General features: G+C 70.5%; 21 protein-coding genes. 8 read left to right on the top strand and 13 right to left on the bottom strand.

All coding sequences use genetic code 11. The features are described from left to right. Positions 1–164 precede the first annotated feature (164 nt). Positions 165–2,021: an ABC transporter ATP-binding protein gene (locus ACTWQO_RS20900; protein ID WP_443238888.1), complete on the top strand. Its 1,857-nt coding sequence runs from the start codon at positions 165–167 to the stop codon at positions 2,019–2,021. Positions 2,022–2,030: 9 nt separating this feature from the next. Here the strand turns inward: ACTWQO_RS20900 and ACTWQO_RS20895 are convergent, their stop codons facing one another. The 3 genes from ACTWQO_RS20895 to ACTWQO_RS20885 form a co-directional block, all read right to left on the bottom strand. Then, positions 2,031–2,216, bottom strand: a complete 186-nt coding sequence (locus ACTWQO_RS20895) for a hypothetical protein (RefSeq protein WP_210575910.1) — start codon at positions 2,214–2,216, stop codon at positions 2,031–2,033. A 153-nt stretch (positions 2,217–2,369) separates the two neighbouring features. After that, positions 2,370–3,059, bottom strand: coding sequence for a DUF899 domain-containing protein (locus ACTWQO_RS20890; RefSeq protein ID WP_443238833.1), 690 nt, complete (start codon positions 3,057–3,059; stop codon positions 2,370–2,372). A gap of 189 nt (positions 3,060–3,248) precedes the next feature. Then, the gene (locus ACTWQO_RS20885; RefSeq protein ID WP_443238832.1) at positions 3,249–4,607 is read right to left on the bottom strand and encodes an amidohydrolase; all 1,359 of its coding nucleotides are present in this window, start codon (positions 4,605–4,607) and stop codon (positions 3,249–3,251) included. Between the two features lie 138 nt (positions 4,608–4,745). Here ACTWQO_RS20885 and ACTWQO_RS20880 point away from each other — a divergent pair, with 138 nt between their 5' ends. Continuing rightward, positions 4,746–5,699 (top strand): endonuclease/exonuclease/phosphatase family protein, encoded by a 954-nt coding sequence (locus ACTWQO_RS20880; RefSeq protein ID WP_443238831.1) that lies wholly within the window; start codon positions 4,746–4,748, stop codon positions 5,697–5,699. 7 nt (positions 5,700–5,706) lie between these two features. Then, positions 5,707–6,264: a class I SAM-dependent methyltransferase gene (locus tag ACTWQO_RS20875; RefSeq protein WP_443238830.1), complete on the top strand. Its 558-nt coding sequence runs from the start codon at positions 5,707–5,709 to the stop codon at positions 6,262–6,264. Here the strand turns inward: ACTWQO_RS20875 and ACTWQO_RS20870 are convergent. Further along, positions 6,261–6,695: a nuclear transport factor 2 family protein gene (locus tag ACTWQO_RS20870; RefSeq protein WP_443238829.1), complete on the bottom strand. Its 435-nt coding sequence runs from the start codon at positions 6,693–6,695 to the stop codon at positions 6,261–6,263. The genes ACTWQO_RS20875 and ACTWQO_RS20870 overlap by 4 nt on opposite strands. A gap of 97 nt (positions 6,696–6,792) precedes the next feature. Here ACTWQO_RS20870 and ACTWQO_RS20865 point away from each other — a divergent pair, with 97 nt between their 5' ends. Further along, positions 6,793–7,314 carry a winged helix-turn-helix transcriptional regulator gene (locus ACTWQO_RS20865; protein ID WP_443238828.1) on the top strand — a complete coding sequence of 174 codons (522 nt, stop codon included), beginning with the start codon at positions 6,793–6,795 and terminating at the stop codon, positions 7,312–7,314. Here the strand turns inward: ACTWQO_RS20865 and ACTWQO_RS20860 are convergent. Together ACTWQO_RS20860 and ACTWQO_RS20855 are read right to left on the bottom strand one after the other, a co-directional pair. Further along, positions 7,282–9,144, bottom strand: a complete 1,863-nt coding sequence (locus ACTWQO_RS20860; protein WP_443238827.1) for an FUSC family protein — start codon at positions 9,142–9,144, stop codon at positions 7,282–7,284. The two genes, ACTWQO_RS20865 and ACTWQO_RS20860, sit on opposite strands and share 33 nt — an antisense overlap. A gap of 221 nt (positions 9,145–9,365) precedes the next feature. Next, a complete protein-coding gene (locus ACTWQO_RS20855; protein WP_443238826.1) occupies positions 9,366–10,130 on the bottom strand; it encodes a nucleotidyltransferase domain-containing protein in 765 nt (254 codons plus the stop codon). A 480-nt stretch (positions 10,131–10,610) separates the two neighbouring features. Here ACTWQO_RS20855 and ACTWQO_RS20850 point away from each other — a divergent pair, with 480 nt between their 5' ends. After that, positions 10,611–11,027, top strand: a complete 417-nt coding sequence (locus tag ACTWQO_RS20850) for a RidA family protein (RefSeq protein ID WP_443238825.1) — start codon at positions 10,611–10,613, stop codon at positions 11,025–11,027. A gap of 38 nt (positions 11,028–11,065) precedes the next feature. After that, entirely contained in the window at positions 11,066–11,545 is a 480-nt protein-coding gene (locus ACTWQO_RS20845; protein WP_443238824.1) for a GNAT family N-acetyltransferase, read from the top strand. A gap of 69 nt (positions 11,546–11,614) precedes the next feature. Here ACTWQO_RS20845 and ACTWQO_RS20840 read toward each other — a convergent pair whose 3' ends face one another. After that, positions 11,615–12,334, bottom strand: a complete 720-nt coding sequence (locus ACTWQO_RS20840) for an aspartate/glutamate racemase family protein (RefSeq protein WP_443238823.1) — start codon at positions 12,332–12,334, stop codon at positions 11,615–11,617. Positions 12,335–12,339: 5 nt separating this feature from the next. After that, complete coding sequence (locus ACTWQO_RS20835) at positions 12,340–13,818, bottom strand: NCS1 family nucleobase:cation symporter-1 (protein WP_443238822.1); 1,479 nt, start codon at positions 13,816–13,818, stop codon at positions 12,340–12,342. Between the two features lie 177 nt (positions 13,819–13,995). On the opposite strand from ACTWQO_RS20835, the gene ACTWQO_RS20830 reads away from it, so the two are divergent. Next, on the top strand, positions 13,996–14,661 hold the full coding sequence (locus tag ACTWQO_RS20830) for a GntR family transcriptional regulator (RefSeq protein ID WP_443238821.1): 666 nt from the start codon (positions 13,996–13,998) through the stop codon (positions 14,659–14,661). Between the two features lie 10 nt (positions 14,662–14,671). Here the strand turns inward: ACTWQO_RS20830 and pip are convergent, their stop codons facing one another. Together pip and ACTWQO_RS20820 are read right to left on the bottom strand one after the other, a co-directional pair. Continuing rightward, complete coding sequence (pip, locus tag ACTWQO_RS20825) at positions 14,672–15,634, bottom strand: prolyl aminopeptidase (RefSeq protein WP_443238820.1); 963 nt, start codon at positions 15,632–15,634, stop codon at positions 14,672–14,674. A 37-nt stretch (positions 15,635–15,671) separates the two neighbouring features. Next, on the bottom strand, positions 15,672–16,367 hold the full coding sequence (locus tag ACTWQO_RS20820; RefSeq protein WP_443238819.1) for a uracil-DNA glycosylase: 696 nt from the start codon (positions 16,365–16,367) through the stop codon (positions 15,672–15,674). A 123-nt stretch (positions 16,368–16,490) separates the two neighbouring features. Between ACTWQO_RS20820 and ACTWQO_RS20815 the strand changes: the two genes are divergently transcribed. Beyond that, positions 16,491–17,120, top strand: coding sequence for an RNA-binding S4 domain-containing protein (locus ACTWQO_RS20815; RefSeq protein WP_443238818.1), 630 nt, complete (start codon positions 16,491–16,493; stop codon positions 17,118–17,120). A gap of 134 nt (positions 17,121–17,254) precedes the next feature. On the opposite strand, the gene ACTWQO_RS20810 is transcribed toward ACTWQO_RS20815, so the two are convergent. The 3 genes from ACTWQO_RS20810 to ACTWQO_RS20800 all read right to left on the bottom strand — a co-directional run bounded on the left by ACTWQO_RS20810 (position 17,255) and on the right by ACTWQO_RS20800 (position 19,530). Next, complete coding sequence (locus ACTWQO_RS20810) at positions 17,255–17,731, bottom strand: DoxX family protein (protein WP_443238817.1); 477 nt, start codon at positions 17,729–17,731, stop codon at positions 17,255–17,257. Positions 17,732–17,835: 104 nt separating this feature from the next. Further along, positions 17,836–18,519 carry a class I SAM-dependent methyltransferase gene (locus tag ACTWQO_RS20805; protein ID WP_443238816.1) on the bottom strand — a complete coding sequence of 228 codons (684 nt, stop codon included), beginning with the start codon at positions 18,517–18,519 and terminating at the stop codon, positions 17,836–17,838. 99 nt (positions 18,520–18,618) lie between these two features. Next, positions 18,619–19,530, bottom strand: a complete 912-nt coding sequence (locus ACTWQO_RS20800) for an acyltransferase domain-containing protein (protein WP_443238815.1) — start codon at positions 19,528–19,530, stop codon at positions 18,619–18,621. Between the last annotated feature and the right edge of the window lie 54 nt (positions 19,531–19,584).

The raw sequence follows: 19,584 nt of genomic DNA, 5'->3' as shown, positions 1-19,584 counted from the left end.
GGCCTCTCCCGTCTGCGCTCTCCCCCGGGCGCATATGTCCCGCGATAGTGGCCGTCGTCCACGATCGGGGGAGGTCCACGGTGGTCGGTAGGAAGCGCGACGCGGAGAAACCCGAAGTCTCCGAATCCGAGCAGCTGCTCTTCGGCGGCCCGTTGCGCTACGACATGGGCTGGAACCAGCACCGTGACGCATTCCTGGAGCTGAACTTCCGGGCCATGGTGGCACGGCTGCCCGGCATGCTGGCCTCCAGTTTCCGGCTGGCCTGGCAGGCCGACCGGCGGGCCGCGCGGACCGTGCTGGCCGCCGAGGTCGGCCGGGGTATGGCGCAGGCGGTGAGTCTGCTCGCCGTCAACAGCGTGCTGGGCCGGCTGCTGGCGGGCGGCGCCATCGAGGACCGGCTGCGCGGAGCGGCCCCCGCGCTGATCACGGTGGCCGCCGTGATGTTCGTATCGGCGCTGCTGCGGGCGGCGTCGACGTACGCCACCGGACGGCTTGAGCCGAAGGTGGAGCGCGTGGCCACCGAGCGGTATCTGGAGCGGGCGGCGGCCGTGGAACTGGCCGCGATCGAGGACCACACCTTCCACAAGCTGCTGGACACCGCGCAGTACGGCGCTCAGTCGGCCCGGCGCATGATCTCGTACAGCACCCGCGTGGTGAACGCGATGATCTCGCTGATCGCTGCGGCCGGTGTGCTGACCGTCCTGCATCCGGCACTGCTCCCGCTCCTGGCGACGATGACGCTGCCGAGCGCGTGGAGCGCCCTGACGAACGCCCGGCGGCGGTACGAGTCCTTCCACACCTGGGTGCAGCATGCCCGCGCCGGACACCTGATCAGCAGTTTGCTCACCGAACCGGCGGCGGCGCCGGAGATCCGGCTGCACGGCGTGGGCCCGTTCCTGCTGCGTCACTTCCGGGCGATGTCGGAGACGGCGGAGGCGGAACAGGCCCGGCTGGCGCGGCTGGCGGCCCGTACGGGGCTGTTCGCGGCGGCGTGGACAGGCATCGCGACGGTGGCGACGTACGCGACGCTCGGCGGGCTGCTGCTCGCCGGGGCGATGGCCCTGTCCGTCGCGGGCACGGCCGTGATCGCGATCCGCACCGGCTCCTCCAGCCTCGACACCCTCGTCCTGGAGGTCAACGCGCTCCACGAGGAGGCGCTGTTCGTGGGCGATCTGCAACGCCTGTACGTCGAGGCGGCCGAACGGGCGATCCCGGTCGGCGGCGACGCGCTCCCGGAGGCACCCCGCGAGATCCACTTCGAGAACGTGTCGTTCAGCTACCCGGGTGAGTCCACCCGCCCGGCCCTGGACGACGTCACACTCACCGTCCCGCTCGGCCGCATCGTGGCGCTCGTCGGCGAGAACGGCTCCGGCAAGACGACGCTGGTGAAGCTGCTCTCGGGCCTGTACACGCCGGACCGGGGCCGGATCCTGTGGGACGGTGTCGACGCGGCGGGCGCGGACCGGCATCAACTGGCCGAGCGCATCGCGATGGTGGCGCAGGACTTCAAGCGCTGGCCGTTCACGGCTCGCGTGAATGTGGCCGTCGGTCGCTCCTCCGCGCCTCTCACCGAGGAACGCCTGGCCGCGTCGGTGGCCGAGGCGGGCGCCGAGGATGTGGTCGCCGATCTGCCGCGGGGTCTGGACACCCTGCTGGCCCGGCACTTCAGCGGCGGGCACGAGCTGTCCGGCGGCCAGTGGCAGCGGCTCGGCATCGCGCGGGCGGCCTACCGGCGCGGCAGCATCCTGATCGTCGACGAGCCGACGGCGGCCCTGGACGCGCGGGCCGAGCTGGAGGTCTTCGAGAAGATCCGCGCCCTGGCCTCCACCGGCCAGACGGTCATCCTCATCACGCACCGACTGGCGTCCGTCCGCCACGCGGACCTGGTGCACGTCCTCGACCAGGGCCGTCTGGTGGAGTCCGGCACCCCGGACGAACTGCTCGCCACCGGCGGCGTCTACGCGGAGCTGTACTCGCTCCAGGCGGACCAGTTCACGACACCGGTGCCGAAGGCGAGCTAGCGCCTGCCATCACGCTGCGATGTCCGTGACGGCGTCACCGCCCCGAAGGATCACCAGGAACGAGTCCGTGGCGAGGTCCATCACGACTTCCGCGGGCAGGCCCTTCAGACGCTGCGCCTGCGCGAACTCCTCCGCCGGCCAGGAACCTCGCGGCCCGCCTGCGGGAAAGCTCTCGAGCACCGTTCGCCCGTTCACCCTGCACCTCCATGTAGCGCTGACTCATAGAGTTAAACGCCAAAGTCGGGGTGAACGCCTCGCGAAGTGACGGTACTGAGACGTAGTTGACACTCGTCCACCACAGGCTGTGAGGACTCTCTCAGCATTTCGGGCACACCATCACTCTGTGCGTCAGTCTTCGTACTCATCGTGATACCGAATGCGCTCACTGCCCGCAGGCGCACCAAGAGCCGACGCGCGCCCCTTGGGCGCCTCCCACTCCTCCTGCCGCCCCAGTGCGGTCAGATCCAGCAGGCTGGTGGTCGATCCGAGTCCGTCGAGGCCGCGTTCGTACGTCGAGTAGGTGTGGAAGACGCGCTCGCGGTCCCGCAGGAAGCAGCTGACGCCGGGCCGCTCGGACAGCTCCCCCTCGTGTTCCAGCGTCACCTCGAAGTCGTGGTTGAAGTCGCTGCCGTACGACGAGTACCAGGGCAGCGTCCAGCCCATCCGCGCCTTGAACGGCAGGATCTTCGTGTACGGCGCCCTGGACACCGCCGCGAACGTCGTCCCGCGCGCGTGCAGATGCGCGAGATGCCCTATCTGGTCCAGGAACGCTGAGCAGCTGCGGCAGCCCGCGTCCCATTCGGGCGCGAACATGAAGTGGTAGACGACGAGTTGCTGCCGCCCCTCGAAGAGGTCCAGCAGCGTGGCCTTGCCGTCGCCGCCCTCGAACACGTACTCCGTGTCGACCTCGACCATCGGCAGCCCACGCCGCTCGGCGTTCAGTACATCCCTCGCGCGCGTGGCCGCCTTCTCCTTGAGCAGCAGTTCGGCACGTGCCGCGCGCCATGCGTCACGCGTCACGATCTCCGGAAGCGACATGACCCCTCCAGTGCAACGGTCCGTTCTCGGGTGGTGACCGGAGGCGACGGCGGAACTCATCGCTGCTTCAGGAAATTTCTTGGGAGCACGTCACTTGGAGCGCCCCGAAGGGGCGCGGGGAACTGCGCGACCAGCCACAACGGAGCCGCAGACAACCGACGACCCATCACGGCACCCCCAGCGGAGCGCTCACGTGTCGTACTCCTGGATGCGCTTCCCATGGCTCCGGTCCACAAGTGCGGGCAGCCGCTCCCCCAACTCCCCCACAACCGCAGGCACATCCAGCGTCAACAGCTCACGGTCACGCATCAGGACCCGCCCATCGACGATCGTCGTACGGACGTCGGCGGACCGGGCGCTGTGCACCAGGGTCGCGGCGAGGTCGTGCACGGGCTGGGTGTGCGGGCCGGTGAGGTCGACGAGGATGATGTCGGCGCGCCGGCCCGGTGCGATGCTTCCCAGCTCATCCCCCAGCCCGACGGCACGTGCGCTCTGCAGGGTCGCGTGGTGCAGGGCTTGACGGGACGTCAGCCAGCGCGGGTCGCCCTGGGTCGACTTCTGGACGAGGGCGGTGAGCGCCATCGACTCCCATACGTCGAGGGAGTTGTTGGAGGCGGCGCCGTCCGTGGCGAGTCCGACGGGGACGCCGATGTCGTACAGCGCGCGCACGGGTGTGGTGTCGGGCCAGGCGAACTTGAGATAGCCGCGCGGTGCGGAGGCGACGGCGATGCGTCCGCCGGCGCGTTCCAGGACGGGCAGGTCGCGATCGAGGATGCCGGTGCCGTGGGCGATGAGGAGGTCGGTGTCGAGGAGCCCGGTGGCGGCGAGGACGTCGATGGGGGTACGGCCGTGGCGGGCGAGGCTGGTGTCGGCCTGGTCGCGGTTCTCGGAGGCGTGGATGTGGACGGGGAGGCCGTGTTCGCGGGCGAGCGCGGCGGTGGCGGCGAGGTCGGCGTCGTCGACGGTGTAGGGGGCGTGCGGGGCGAGGGTGGTGGTGATACGGCCGCCTGCGCCTCCCCGGTGCCGTAGCGCGAACTCCAGGGATTTCTCCCGCCCTTGAGGACCCTGGGAGGAGAAGAAGGCCTCGCCGAGGTGCGCCCGCATCCCGCATGCGTCGACCACGGCGGCGACCGCGTCCATGGCGAAGTAGTGATCGGCGAAGCAGGTGACACCCCCGCGGATCATCTCGGCACAGGCGAGCCGCGCCCCCAACTCCACGTCCTTTTCGGTGAGGTTGGACTCGATGGGCCAGACGACGTCGTTGAACCACTCCTCGGTCGGCAGGTCCTCGGCGACACCGCGCAGCGCGACCATCGGGGCGTGTGTGTGGCAGTTGACGAGCCCGGGCATGGCGACCTGTCCGCGGGCGTCGATCCGTTCCCGCGCCGCCAGCCCTCCGACGTCGGCGGCGCTGGTGACCGCCTCGACGAGCCCGTCCCGTACGACGATGGCGGCGTCTTCCTCGAACCCGATCCGCTCGTGATCGTCGTGCACGAGGACGGTGCATCCGGTGATGATGAGATCAGCTTCCACGGGAGAAGGCGTCATTGGGCCAACGTACGACGGTGTCGTGCGGTGACGTGAGCCGAACCGCGCATCCCGTCGCGGCCCTGTCGCGGGGCGGCCCGTGCGGTCACCCTGGCCTCACCACAGCCCGCACCGATGGCTTCTGGAAAGGAGCCCGGCATGCTGATCGGCACCTGGAACCTGGAGAACCTCTTTCTGCCCGGCGGCCCGTCCGGCCCGAAGGACAAGGCCGCGTACGAGACGAAGCTGGCCGCCCTGGCGGACGTGATCAAGGAACTCGACCCGGCGCTGCTCGGTGTGCAGGAGGTCGGGGAGGACACGGCGTTGCAGGACCTGATCGCGATGGTGGGCGGCACCTGGCACACCGCGCTCTCTCAGCACGACGACAGCCGGGGCATACGGGTCGGCTTCCTCAGCCGGACGCCGCTCAAGGTGCTGGCCGATACGACGGCGTTCCCGCCGAAGCTGCGCCCGGTGCAAGGGGACGACGACGGCACAGCGGTGTCGGCGGCGGGCCGGGGCTTCCTGGCGGTGGAGACGACGACGCAGGCGGGGCCGTTGCGGGTGGCGGTCTGCCATCTGAAGTCGAAGCTGCTGACCTTCCCCGGAGGCCGCTTCCACGCGCGCGACGAGGGCGAGCGGGCCCGGTTCGGGGCGTATGCGCTGTACCGGCGGGCGGCCGAGGCGACGGCGCTGCGGGCGCTCGCGGACGAGTTGCTGGCGGGCGACGGCCGTGAGCGGGATGTGGTCGTGCTGGGCGACCTGAACGACGAGGTGCAGGCGGCCACCACACAGATCCTGCTCGGCCCGCCCGGCTCGGAGATCGGCACGCCCGGCTTCAAGGTGGGCGACAAGGGAGACGCGGCCCGCCTGTGGGACGTCGCCCCGCTCATACCGGCCGAGCGGCGTTTCTCGCGCATCAACTCCGGGCGGCGTGAACTGATCGACCACGTGCTGGTCAGCCACCGTCTGGTCCGGCGGGTGTCGGAGGCGGGGACGGGGCTGCCGGGTGCGGACACGCCGCGGTTGCCGTCCGTGGGGCCGGACCCTGCGGCTCGACGCGGGGAGCCGGGGTCGGACCACGCGCCGGTGTGGGTGCGGGTCGGGGACTGAGGCTTCTGTGTCCGTTCCGGAGCGGCTGACGTGGACCGTCGACATCCTGGACCCCGATCCCGGCGACCGGGTGCTGGAGATCGGATGCGGCCGGGGTGTCGCGGTCGCGTTGCTCTGCGGACGGCTCACGACGGGCACCGTCACCGCCATCGACCGTTCTCGGACGGCGGTGGAGGCGGCGCGGCAGCGCAACGGCGAGTGCGTCGCCGCGGGCAGGGCGGTGCTTCGGGTGGCGGCGCTGGGGGAAGCTGATTTCCCGGACAGGTCGTTCGACAAGGTCTTCGCGGTGAACGTGAACCACTTCTGGGTCCGGTCGCCGGAGAAGGAGCTGACGGCAGTGAGGCGGTGGCTGACGCCGGGCGGGATCCTGTGCCTGTCGTGGGAGCCGCCGGATACGCGACGGGCCGGGGAGATCGCGGAGGCGGTGACGGCGGCCGTCACGTCTCAGGGCTTCGAGGCGGAGGTACGCACGGCGACGACTGCCGAAGGCAAGCGCGGCCTGGTGTGCGTGCGTGCCCAGGCCGCCTGCCGCCTGCTGAAGCGGACGGAAGCCACCGACAGCTAGGCGCGAGCCCGGGCCGCGGCCTGCCTTCGGTAGGCCCGGTCGAGCCGCAACGTGTCCTCGAGCACGATGTCCTCGACCATGTGCCCCCAGCGCAGCCGTACCCACTGCATGACCTCGTTCTCGTACGGGCTGCCGTCCGCGAGCGTCCCACGGACATGCAGCCGGGTGGCGACGGTCGTGTTCCAGGGCGGCCCCTGAACGGCAACGTCCTGGAGCGTGAGGTGCAGCCCCGGGAATGTCTCCTCGAACCGCTCGAACCAGGCGGCGAAGGCCTCACGGCCGCGGAGGTCCGCGCTCATCGGGGTGTCGCCGATGAAGCGAAAGTGCACGTCGGGCGCGGCGAGGGCGACGGCCTCCCGGTAGCCGCCGGCGCCGCTGCCGACGGTGCGCCAGAGGGCGCGGACTTTGCGGCGGACAATGGCGTGGTACATGGGGCAGCCCCTGAGGAGTCGCTTGTTCTTTGCAAGTGACCTTCCATGAAGAGGTTAGGCGGGTCCCTTGCTAACCGCAAGGGACTACCCTGCGGGCATGAGAGGTGAGCGTTTCGCACGGATGCACTGCTCGGTGGCGCGGGCCGCCACCGTCGTCGCGGACCCGTGGACGGTCGTGATCCTGCGGGACCTCTTCCTCGGCCTGAACCGCTACGAGGATCTCCGCACCGACCTGGGCATCGCGACGAATATCCTCGCGGACCGCCTCGATCACCTGGTCACCGAGAGGATCGTGGAGAGGGTGGCCTACCAGGAGCGCCCCACGCGATATGAGTACGAACTCACGGACGCCGGGCGGGAGTTGTACGGCGCCATCCTGACGCTCATGACGTGGGGCGACCGGCATCGGGCGGTGGCGGGGCCGCCGTTGACGCTGGTGCACGAGACGTGCGGGGGTCAGATCGAGGCGCGGGTGACGTGCTCGGAGTGCGGGGAGGAACTGAGACCGGGGGAGGTCAGGCACGCGGCGGGGCCGGGTGGGGAGACGGGACCCGGTACGGCGCTGGTGCACACGGTGTTGGACGCGCTAGACAGCGATGGGCAACTCGGACGCGGGTAGGCCGGCCCGCTCTCGGTGCGCTGCGAGTTCGTCGAGCAGGGCGGCCAGGCGGTCGGTGTGCCGGGCGGTGAGCCGGCCGGAGTCGTCGAGGTGTACGGCGCACGCGGTGGTCGTGTCGACGATCCGTTCGAGTACGGCGACGATCTCGTCCGAACCCTCCGAGTGCCGGGCCAGGGTGGGGAGTTCGGCGCCGGCGAGGGCGATGGCGGTACGCGCTTCGGCGAGGGTGCGATAGGCCTCGCGGCGGAGAGTCCAGCGCAGAGGGCGGGAGTCTGAGCCGTTCAGGACGTGTGTCAGATAGGCGTGCGCTGCGTCCTCCGCCGCCACCAGCCGGGCCCGCACCCCTCCACCCCGCTGCCCCGGCATCGGCAGGTGCCCCACGACCAGCACGATGGCGCAGGCCAGCAGCGTCTCGCCGATGCGGCTCCAGGAGGCCGGGGGCTCACCGCCGACCATCACCAGGGCGAGGACGAGAACGGTGACGACCGCGGTCTGGGCGGCGAAGTGCCGCGTGGCGACAGGGATCAGGGCACCACTGAGAGCCACGAGCGCGATGAGCCCTCCCGGCTGAGGCAGCACCGCGGCGAACCCGGCGAAGACGACAGCCCCGAGGACCGTCCCCGCGGCCCGGCACAGAACGCGTGAGACGAGCGGCCCGAGGTCCGGCTTGACGAGGAAGACGGCGGTCGCGGGCAGCCAGTACCAGTGCTCGTGCTGCCCGTACCACTGAGCGTGATGCAGCGCCTGGGCGATGGCGGCGCTGGCCCCGAAGCACAGGGCGACGCGCAACCCGTACTCCCGCCCGCCGGCCCCGAAGACGCTGCGGAGGAGCGCCCGCGGGGACCGCCGACGGGTGTGCAGGTCGCGGCCCTCGCCCTGGTCGAACACCTCGGCAGCGTGCAGAAGGGCGTCATCGAGGGCACGCAGCGCGGGCGCCGACCGGTTGGGCGCGGGCAACGGCCCGGTGTGCGTGTTCCCGCGCACGGCGGCAGCGAGCCGACGCGGCCCTTCGGAGGCACGCGCCGACACACCCTCCCCACCCCAGGCCAACGCGGTCGCCGCCTCGGCCAGCGGCAACGCCGCAACGTACTGCGCCCGCAGCCGCCGCTCGGCCGCGGAACTGGCGTACCGCCGCAGCCGTGGCCCGGCGAGGGCGTCCTGCGCGTGATCGAGGGCGGCGGTGAGGGAGACGCGACGGGCGGTCGCCGCGGAGGACCCGACGGCATCGAGAAGTTCGGCAACGGCGTCGTACACAGCGGCGACGGCCTTCCGCTCCCCGTCGAACCGATAGTCCCCGACGATCGCGCCGGGCGTGGGAAGGAGCAGCCGCAGCGCGAGCAGCCACCCCGCTCCGGCGACGAAGGCAAGGGCCCGCACCCACCCCGGCTCGGGCAACGGCATCCCGGCCCCGATGGCGGCCGCGACCAGCAGTTGCGTACCGGCGGAGGAGGCGACGGGGCCGATGGCACTGATGCCTCCGGCGACGAGCCCGAGGCCGGTGAGGATCAAGGTCAGCACGAAGACGCCCGTGCTGTGACCGGCGTACGTCCCGACGAGCATCCCGCCCGCCCCCGCAACCGCGGGCACCCCGAGCCGCCTGACAGACGCCCGCCGACTCCCCGGCCGGTCATTGATCCCGGCCAACATGGCGGCGACGGCGGCGACGACACCGAGGGAGGCACGGTCGAACAGCACGGCCAGGAGCAGGAGCGGCCCGGCGGAAAGCGCCCCACGCGTCACCGCCATCCAGGGCACCGGCCCGCGCTGAGCACGGAGAGCATGGGCGAGCCAGGGCGGGAGGACGAACGACGCGAACGCGGGGCGTGACACGGGGCTCCTGTCGGGACGAGGGCGCGGGTTTGCCTTCGGGCGACGGTGGCCGGGCTTTGGGGTGTGAGGTTCACGGTAGATCGGGTTCTTGGAGGCGATGGGACTTTGACGTTTCGGGGATGTGACGATGCGTGGAAACGCCACGTACTTTATGAACGCAATCGGGACGCGATCAGGCCCCGAACGGGCCGGTCCCTGCTCTTCGAGCCTCTGCTCACCAGCTAGCTGCGGTGACGCGCGAGGAACGCCTCGGCGTCGGAGAGGGCAGCAGCCAACAGTTCGGGCTGCCGTCCCATCCCGCCCAGCAGATCATCCACACCGCGCATCCCTGACCGCTCCAACAGTTGCTTCTCGTTCGTGACCCACTCACCACGCGCTGCCAGGACCCCATGTCCCGTCTGCAGAGCCGCTGTCGCGATCGCCCCCGCGACCTCCGTGAAGCGACCGGCAGGTGCGTGGTTGGCCTTCGCGTACCCGAGAGTGGCCTGAGCAGTGCCGTACCAGCGCACGCTCGCCGTACGACGCAGCTTCTCCGGATACCCCTCCGGCCGCGGCAGCGCACCCCGCAACACCTGGTTGATCGCCAGCTCCGCCACCACCAGGTAGCTGGGAATCCCCGCGAGATGGAACAGCAACGGCTCCACCCGGAACCGCCCCTCCTCCGCCTCCGCCAACTCCCCCTCGACGACGTCGAGATCGCGATAGTGCACATCGACGCGCCGCCCGTCGATCGTCAGCCACGCACCCCCGTTGAACACCCCGCCACCCCAGCCACCCACCTCCGAGACCTCGCCCTCCCAGCCGACGGCGCGGAGGTCTGCGGGGTCGAAGGAGCCGCGGTAATACACGGCCAGATCCCAGTCACTCTCCGACGTGTGCGTGCCCTGGGCGCGGGAGCCGCCGAGGGCCACGGCCCGGACCGTGGGCAGGGAGGCCAGGCGGTCGGCGGTGGTGTCGAGGAACGCGGCGTCGGTGAGAACGGGCACGCGAGGCTCCATCGGGTGGGGAGCGTGGTCGGACAGCAGCCGCAGGTTAGGCACATCGCCCTCCCCTCCGCGACGCAAATACGGCCGCCGTAGGGCGGGGTGACGGCGGGGGCGACGCACGGCGGTCGTGCCGGTGTCGGTGTCCAGGCCGATTGTCAGTGCCGTGCGCTCTAATTGATCTCGTCGTCACAGAGCGTGACGGACGAGAGCGCTACGGGGGTGCGCGATGACGATGCTGGAGAGGGACGAGGGCGGTCGGGAACACGGCGCGGGTTCCGTCTGCGGGAGACCGAGCGGTATCGGCGTATGCGGGACGAGCGCGATGTCGTACGCCTGTATGCGCGCTCGACACTGGCGCTGTATCTCGCGGTGCGAGGTTGGCCATTGGTGCCGTTCGGGGAGCGAGGAAATTCAGATGCCCTGCCCGGGTGACAGCACGGATGATCGGCAGGTTGGCCGTTCACCGTACGAGGAGCCGCCGTGATCCAGCGCGTCACCGTCCCGAGTCTCTTTCCTCCGCCGACCTACTCCCACGCCTCCGTCGTCGAGGCCGGCACGAAGCTCGCGTTTCTTGCCGGTGCCGTGCCGCTCGACGCTGAGGGGAAGCTGGTCGGGGAGGGGGATCCCGTACGGCAGGCCGAGCAGGTGATCGCCAATCTGCGTGAGCAACTGCGGGCGGTCGGGAGCGACTTGGCCCATGTCGTGTCGACCGACGTGTATGTCGTCAGCGGTGAGACCGCGGTGCTGTCCGCCGTGTGGGACGTCGTCGAGGCGTCGGGGCTCAGTACGGGACCGCACTCGTCCACGCTCCTCGGCGTCGCCTGCCTCGGCTACACCGGACAGCTGGTCGAGATCACGGCGACGGCCGTCGTCCCTGAGCCGGAAGAGGCGGGCTGATGACGTCCGTCGTTGTCCCGGAACCGGAAGGGGAGCTCATGACGTCCGTCGTGCTCCGTCGGGCCTCCGCCCCGGATGCCCCCGCCGTGGCGGCCGTCTGGCTGCGCTCCTACAGCGCCGCCCTGCCCACCGTCCGGCGGGCCCACTCCGACGACGAGGTACGCGCGTACATCCGGGACGTGGTGATACCGCGGGGCACGACCTGGGTCGCGGAGGCCACGGTCGAGTGCGACAGCGGGCGCGAGGGCGCGGGTGTGGTCGTCGGCATGATGACCTTGGACGGCGAGGAGATGAACGCGCTGTATCTCGACCCCGATTGGCGCGGGCAGGGCATCGGGGACCGCTTCGTCGCGCTGGCCAAGGAACTCAGCCCCACCGGCCTCACCCTGTGGGCCTTCCAGGTCAACCACCCCGCCCAGCGCTTCTACGAACGGCACGGGTTCGCGGAGGTCCACCGCACCGACGGCAGCGGCAACGAGGAGCGGGAGCCCGATATCCGGTATGCCTGGCGACCCTGAGCCGGTCAACGGCCATCACTCCGACGACGGTCACACGCACCCGTCACTCCGACGACGGTCCCGCACCCGTCACCCCGACGGCGATCCCCACACCCTCCTCTTCGGCACCGGCTTCGCATAACTCCCCGCCCTGCTCGTCATCAGCCCCAGCCCCACCAGCGACTCCGCCAGCTTCACCGCCGCCCCGACTCCGTCGACAACGGGAATGCCCAGCTTCTCCCCCACCGCCCGCTGCAGCCCCGTCATTCCGGCGCACCCCAGCACGAGAACCTCCGCGCCGGCAGCGCACGCCCGCTCGGCCGCCGCCAGGAACGCCGCCTCCGTGCGCGCCTCGTCACCCAGATCGAGGACGCTCAGCCCCGTGCCCACGACGACCGCGCAATTGCGCCCGACGCCCGCCGTCTCCAGGCTGTCCTCGATCTGCCCGCACGACCGTTCCAGCGTGGTCACCACCCCGTACCGTCGGCCGAGCAGACACGCCAGATGCGCCGCCGCCTCCGTGATGTCGACGACCGGGACGTCCACCAACTCCCGGACGCCTTCCCGCCCGTGCTCCCCGAAGCCCGCCATGACGACGGCGTCGTACGACGGCCCCTCATACGTACGCAACAGGTCGATGACCGCCGCGGCCGACAGATAGCTGTCCAGCCAGCCCTCCGCCGACTCGGGTCCCCACGCGGGGGTCAGCCCGGTCACGGTGGTGCCCGGGCCTGCGGCGGCCCGGGCACCTCGTACGATCTCCGCGGTCATCTCCTGCGTGGTGTTGCAGTTGGTGACGACGATCCGCACGTTCCTCAGACCTCCACGGGCTTCTCGGAAACGGATGCGGGCGTGGCCGCCCGCTCGCTGCGGCACAGCAGCACATAGAGCCCCGCCGCCAACGCGGTGCCGATGAACCACGAGTACGGCGCCACATCGCTGAACGTCTTCACCAGCGCCAGCACCGCCGCGACTCCCGCCGCCGGCAGGAACGCCCACAGGGCCTTGGGGTTGACGCCCTTCCTGTAGTAGTAGCGCGAGCCGGGCGTGGCGTCGAACAGCTCGTTGACATCGACCCGGCCGCGCTTGACCCAGTAGTAGTCGACCATGATCACGCCGAAGAGGGGTCCCAGGAAGGCACCCAGGCCGCCGAGGAAGTACTGGACGACCGTCGGGTTCGAGAAGAGGTTCCACGGCGTCACCAGCAACGCGGCCACCGTGCTGATCATGCCGCCGATCTTGAAGGTGATCTTCTGCGGCCAGACGTTGGCGAGGTCGTACGCCGGTGAGACGAAGTTGGCGACGATGTTGACGCCCATGGTGGCGATGGCGAAGGTCAGGGCCGCCAGCACCAGCACCCAGGTGTTGCCGACCTTGGCGACCAGCTCCGCCGGGTCGGTGATGGCCTCGCCGAAGACCTCCAGCGAGCCGGCCGTGACGATCACGGACACGACCACGAAGGCGGTCGAGTTGATCGGCAGACCCCAGAAGTTGCCGCGGCGCACGGTGCGAAAGTCCGGCGCGAAGCGGGAGAAGTCACAGAAGTTGAGCATCAGGGTGCCGTACGTGGCGAGGATCAGCCCGATCGCGCCGAACCACTGCCGCCACTGCTCGCCGACGGAGACCGGGTGCGGCGTCGAGGTGAGCGAGATGGTCCAGCCGGCCTTGGCCAGGACCCAGACCGCCAGCGCGATCATCACCACCCAGATCGCCGGTCCGCAGAAGTCCTGGAACTTCCGCACCGACTCCATGCCCCGGCTGATGATCGCCGCCTGGATCAGCCAGAGCGACAGGAAGGAGACCCAGCCGAGCGCGTCCAGGCCGAGGAAGGAGCTGTGGGTCCAGGACTCCAGGCCCGGCCAGGCGGCGAGCAGCATCACGTTGACCGCGACGGAGGCCAGGTAGGTCTGGATGCCGTACCACATGATGGCGATCACGGCCCTGATCAGCGCGGGGATGTTCGCACCCCAGACGCCGAAGCTGATGCGGCTGACGACCGGGAAGGGCACGCCGTGGCGCTGGCCGATCTTGCCCATCCAGTTCATGCCGATGTAGATGAGCACGAAGCCGACGAGCAGGGACGTGAAGACCTGCCACACGTTCATGCCGAGGACGAGCAGGCCGGCGGCGAAGGTGTAGTTGCCCAGGTTGTGGACGTCGGACATCCACATGGCGAAGAGGTCGAAGACCTTCCAGTTGCGCTTGCCCGCGGGGGCGAGGTCTTCGTTGGTGAGCCGGGGATCGGGGACGAACGCTGCTGTGCCGGTGGCTTCGGCACGGTCGGCGAGGGACACGGGGCCTCCATGGACGGGGGACGGAGGAGGAAGGCTTTCCAGTGGCTTGTTTCCGGTCGCTTGGCAACGCGTTTGGTATACCAAACTGCCGACATAGTCCTCCCGTCAACCGTTCCGACCGATGTCGTTGCTGTTAACGCTCCGTAAAACACGCCCCGAGTCGGCGAAGATGGCTCCATGAGCTCCGTGACGAAGATCGAACCCATCGGCGCGGTTCGCGAGCGCGTCCTGGTGAACCTGCGGCAGGAGATCATCGCGGGCCGCCTCCGCCCCGGCGACCGGCTCGTGGAGCGGGAGCTCGCCGAACGTTTCGGCGTCTCCCGCGTGCCGGTCCGCGAGGCGATCCGCGCGCTGGTCGCGGAGGGGTTCGTCCACTTCGAGACGCCACGCCGTACGGTCGTCCGACGCCTGACCCCGAACGACGTCAAGGAACTCTTCGAGCTGCGCGAGGCGCTGGAGGTGTACGCGGCGGGACTGGCCGCCGCACGCGCGACCCCGCAGGACCTGGCCGAGGTCGAGGAACTGCTGGAGCGCGCCGCCACCGCTACCGAGGCCGGGGACGCGGAGGCGATCACCGACATCAACAGCCGCCTGCACGACCGCATCGTGGCGATGGCCGACAACAGCCTGCTGCTGCAGGCCCTCGAACCGGTCGCCGGCCGCCTGCGCTGGATGACCCGGCGGAACGAGGAGTGGCCCCAACTCCTCGTGGAACACCGCGAGTTGTACGAGGCGATCGCCTCCGGCGACCCGGAGCGAGCCCGCGCTCACGCACTCGCCCACGTGCGGACCAACTACCGCTCGACGGTACGGCAGCTGTTCGGCGAGACCGAACTTCCCTAACCGAACTTCCCTAGCGGACCGCGTACTTGTCCGTCGCCGCCACCAGCGCCTCGGCCACCCCCGGCGCCCCCGCGTCGTGACCGACCTCGTCGATCATCACCAACTCGCTTCCCTGCCAGGCGTGATGAAGCCGCCACACGATGCCGAGCAGGTTGCCGAAGTCCAGGCTGCCCTGGACGAGCGTGCCGGGGATGCCCTTGAGCAGGTGCGCATCGCGCAGTACGACGCCCTGGTCATTGCCCTCGCCCAGGAAGTGGTCGTTGCCCCAGTAGTGCGTGACGGTGCGGGCGAAGCCCAGACGGAACACCGGATCCTCGTACCGCGGCACCGAACGCGGCGGCGCGGGAATGATCGCCGTCTCCCAGTCGGTCCAGGCCCGCGCGGCCCGCGCCCGCACCTCGGCATCCGGCGACTCGAGCAGCCGGTTGTACGCGGCCGCGAGGTTGCCGCCCCTCTCGCCGACGGGCAGTTCACCGACGAACCGCTCGAACGCCGCCGGAAAGATCTTCCCAAGTCCTCTGGTCAGCAGGGCCACTTCGGGGCTCGCTCCGGTCGCCACCCCCGTCAGCACCAGCTCCGACACCACCTCGGGATACGTCTGCGCATACCGCAGCCCCAGCACCGACCCCCATGACACGCCCCACACCAGCCACCGTCCGATCCCCAACTCCCGCCGCAACAGCTCCAGATCGGCGATCAGATGAGCCGTCGTATTGACGCTCATGTCGGTCTCGTACGCGCTCGCCGGCGGCGTCGAACGCCCGCACCCCCGCTGGTCGAGCAGCACGATCCGATACACGGCGGGGTCGAACAGGCGCCGCGGATACGGCGAACATCCTGATCCCGGACCGCCGTGCAGCACCAGCGCGGGCTTGCCGTGCGGGTTGCCGCAGGTCTCCCAGTGCACGCGGTTGCCGTCACCGACGTCGAGCATGCCGTGGTCGTACGGTTCGATCTCCGGGTAGAGAGCCATCCGGGCACCCTAAGGTCCTTACGACGGTCAGGTCGCCTCAATTTGCGCGACTCAGGCCCGCCGCCCCGGCCGCCGTGCGCAGTACGTCCCGCAGCATCGCGGGCGTGAGCCGGCCGGTGAAGGTGTTGCGCTGGCTGACGTGAAAGCAACCGAAGAGGTCGAGCCCGTCGAGCGGGACCCTCACCCCGTGCGCGAAGACGGGGCGCGGCCGCGGCACGCTCCACCCGGCCTCGGCGAGTGCGGGCAGCGTGGCCTGCCACCCGAAGGCACCGAGCACCACCACCGCCCGCACCGTCGGCCGCAGCAGCGTCAGCTCCTGAACGAGCCAGGGGCGGCACGCGTCCCGCTCGCCGGGCGTGGGCTTGTTCTCGGGCGGGGCGCAGTGCACGGGCGAGGTGACGCGCACGCCGTACAGCTCAAGACCGTCGTCCGCCGACACGGAGCTGGGCTGCGACGCCAGTCCGACGTCGTACAGCGCCTGATACAGCACGTCTCCGGAACGGTCACCCGTGAACATCCGTCCCGTGCGGTTCCCGCCGTGCGCGGCAGGCGCCAGTCCCACGACCAGCAACCGGGCATCCCCCGGCCCGAACCCCGGAACCGGCCGCCCCCAATACGTCCAGTCGGCGAAGGCAGCCCGCTTGGTACGGGCCACCTCCTCACGCCAGGCGACCAGCCGCGGGCAGGCCCTACAGCCCGCGACCCGCTGGTCGAGATCGGCGAGGACGTCCATAGGGCAACGGTAGCCCTACGCCCGGGTCGCCCGGTCCTCCCCGGCCTCCCCGTCCTCCGGCGGTGGCTTCGCCCCTGGGAAATCCCGGCCGATTCATCCGGTGCGGAGGACTAAGGTCGAGACATGGCTTCGGAAGCTATGCACTACGACGAGTCGAACGGCCGGACGAACGGCGAAGGGGGCACGCCCCCGACCACGGCCGGGCACACGCAGGAGGGGCACGAGGGACCCGCCACCGTCGACGCCCCCACACCCGCCGCCGTTCCGGCCGACGCCAAGACCGCCGCCGCGAACGCCGCCGCCGAAGCCGCCCGTCCGCAGAACGGCGAGACCGTCCGCATCGACAGCTGGATCTGGTCCGTACGCCTGGTCAAGACCCGCTCGGCGGGCGCCGCCGCCTGCAAGGGCGGCCACGTGCGGGTGAACGGCGAGCGCGTCAAGCCCGCCCACTCCGTCCGCGTCGGCGACGAGGTCCGCCTGCGGCACGAAGGCCGGGAGCGGATCGTCGTCGTCAAGCGCCTGATCCTGATCCGGAAGCGGGTCGGCGCCCCGGTAGCCGTCCAGTGCTACGTCGACAACAGCCCGCCGCCCCCGCCCCGCGAGGCCGTCGCTCCCGCCGGCATCCGCGACCGCGGCACGGGCCGCCCGACCAAACGTGACCGCCGCGAGCTGGAACGCCTGCGGGCGCTGCGCGGACTGAGCGGCCGTCCCACGGGAGACCGTCCCTCGGGAGGCCGATCCGAAGGCCGCTGATCGCAGCGGTCCCGGACTCGCCCGCCGCTACCGGGCCACCGCTGGAGCACACCCGGCACAACGCCGCTCGAAGGCCGGTGCCCCTTGCACAAGGCACCGGCCTCACAGCAGCGGCCTCCTCGGCCGACCCTCGCTCACGCCCGTCGTCGCTCCAGCCGCAGAAGCCGCAGAAGCTCCGCGTTGTGCCCTCGCCGAGCCCAGGCGATGAGCGCGAGCGGCACGATGAGGATCAGCGGGGTCGCTGCGTTCTCCCCGTTGAAGTACGTGAGGGTGACGACGAACGCGCCCACCATCAGACCGCTCAGCGCCAACGCCGCCACCGACTGCAGCACCGGAATCAACAGCGCTATGCCTCCGGCCAGTTCGAGGGCGCCGATGACGTACATCCCCGTGCTGCCCCAGCCCATCTCGTTGAAGCCCTCGGCGGCGGTGGGGTGCGCGATCAGCTTGGGCAGCGCACTCGCGATCACGTAGAAGAGTGCGAGCAGCACCTGCAGGCCGCGCAGGGCGATGCGGGCACGCCGGCCACGGGCGGTCGCGGACTCGCCGATGACGACAGGGCGGGACGAGGCGGAAGCGGCGGTGCTGCCGGAAGCGGTGGTCTCGGACATCGGGGTCTCCTGTGTGCAGCGGTCCGTGTTGCTGTCACAGAGGTAGACCGGCACCCACTCCAGAACTCATCGCTGTCCGGCGCCCCGTTCTCAGTCGCCTCGGCTCACCCGGCGGCGGGAACCGCCCGCACCCATATCCGCTCGTCCGTCAGGTACTTGTCCACCCTCAGCCCCACCTCCGCCAACGCCCCCTCGAACTGCTCCTTCGTCAGCGGCCGTGCCAGGAACGTCTGGGTCCAGACCGCGTCCGGGAACTCATACTCCGCGCGCACCGAGTTCACCCCGTCGCCGACCGGCTCCGAGGACGCTATCCGCACGGTGAAGCCGCTGGGATCGACGCGCTCGCGCGGCAGACCCGTGTGGTAGTCCTCTCCCTCCCGCTGGATCAACACGCAGCCACCGTCGGCGAGATGCCGGACGCAGGTCCGCAGCAGTCCTCGCCGCACCTCGACGTCACCGGAGTGCACGAGGAACGACGCGAGCAGCACCACGTCGAATCTCTCGCCGAGGTCGAGATCCTCGATCGCGCCGCATATGGTGCGGGCCCCGCGGACGCGGTCGAGCATCTCCGCGGATTCGTCCACCGCCGTGACCGTGAAGCCGCGTTCCAGCAACGGGTGGGTCATTCGCCCCACGCCGCAGCCCAGCTCCAGGATGTGCGCGCCCGCCGGGACGGCCCCGGCGATGATGTCCGGCTCTCCCCCGGCAGGCAGCCGTGAGTAGAGCTCGACCGCACAGCCGTCCGGGGTGATCGCCCCGGGTCCCGTCCCCTGATGTCCGCTTCGCATGTTCAGCCCCATGCCCGACCAACGGCCCACATCCGCACGGCCGTTCCCACCTCGCCGGGGTTCACCCGTTCGAGCTACAGCCCACTCAAAGGGCCCCGCTCACAACGGAAACCACCCGTGCCCGATGTACCAATGACCGCCCGCCCGCAGATGATCCCCGACCGCCCGCTCCACCGACGTCCGCCGCGGCAGACTCTCCACCGGCAACTCCGGGTTCCCGAACACGAACTGGACCGGTTCCGTGTCGGCGGGCTCGGTGTCCTGGCGGGCGATCCGGAACCGCTCCTGGAACCGGACGATGTTGGAGTCGGCGGTGAGGTACTGCTTCAACTGCGGGTCCAGCAGCCAGGAGTGGCACATCACCGCCCGGTACTCCTCCTCGGGGTAGTACCCCGCGAAGAACTCGCGGGCCAGCGCCACCGAGCAGTCGCAGGCGTCCGGGGACAGCGGGCCGAGGAACTCGGGGATGTGGACGTCCAGACAGGGCGTGCCGGCGGTCGCGTCCATTCCGGCGGACGCGAGCTCCGACGCCGCGCGCCGCCAGAGCCGCGCCCGTTGGAACTGGAGCCGTCCCAACTGGTACAGCTCGCCGCGGAAGTGAAGGGTGAGCCACTGCGGGGACTGCACGCCTCCCCTACCGTGCCGTCTGCGGTGGACGGCCATGTTCCGCCCGAGGTCGGCGAGAGTGCGTCGGGAGACGTCGGCGGGGATACCGCGTGCGCGGTGGTACGCGCGTGTGTGGGGAAGCGCCGCGACGAGCACGTACGCGGCGAAGTAGCGGCGCAGCACCGCGGGCGCCTCGGCGACCCGCTCGCCCAGCTGTAGCCCCTCGCCGTACTCGATGATCTCCCCGATGTCGCGCACCAGCGCCTCGGCGCACTCCTCCATGAGCCGCATCGCCCCGGCGTCGGCGGTCAGTGTCCGCCGCAGGCGGACCAGTTCGTTGATGTCCTCGTGGGGTACCGCAAGGTCGAGCAGGATCTCGGGCAACGCGTCGGTGTCCGGCAGCACGGTGTGGTCTCCCCCTCCTCGGGCAGCTGATGAGCTCTTTGGTGAACGTCCGTA

The sequence above is a fragment of the Streptomyces sp. 4N124 genome, from assembly GCF_052245395.1.
Lineage (GTDB): Bacteria > Actinomycetota > Actinomycetes > Streptomycetales > Streptomycetaceae > Streptomyces.
Note: the sequence above shows the minus strand (reverse complement) of the source record. Positions and strands in the feature narration are given on the sequence as shown.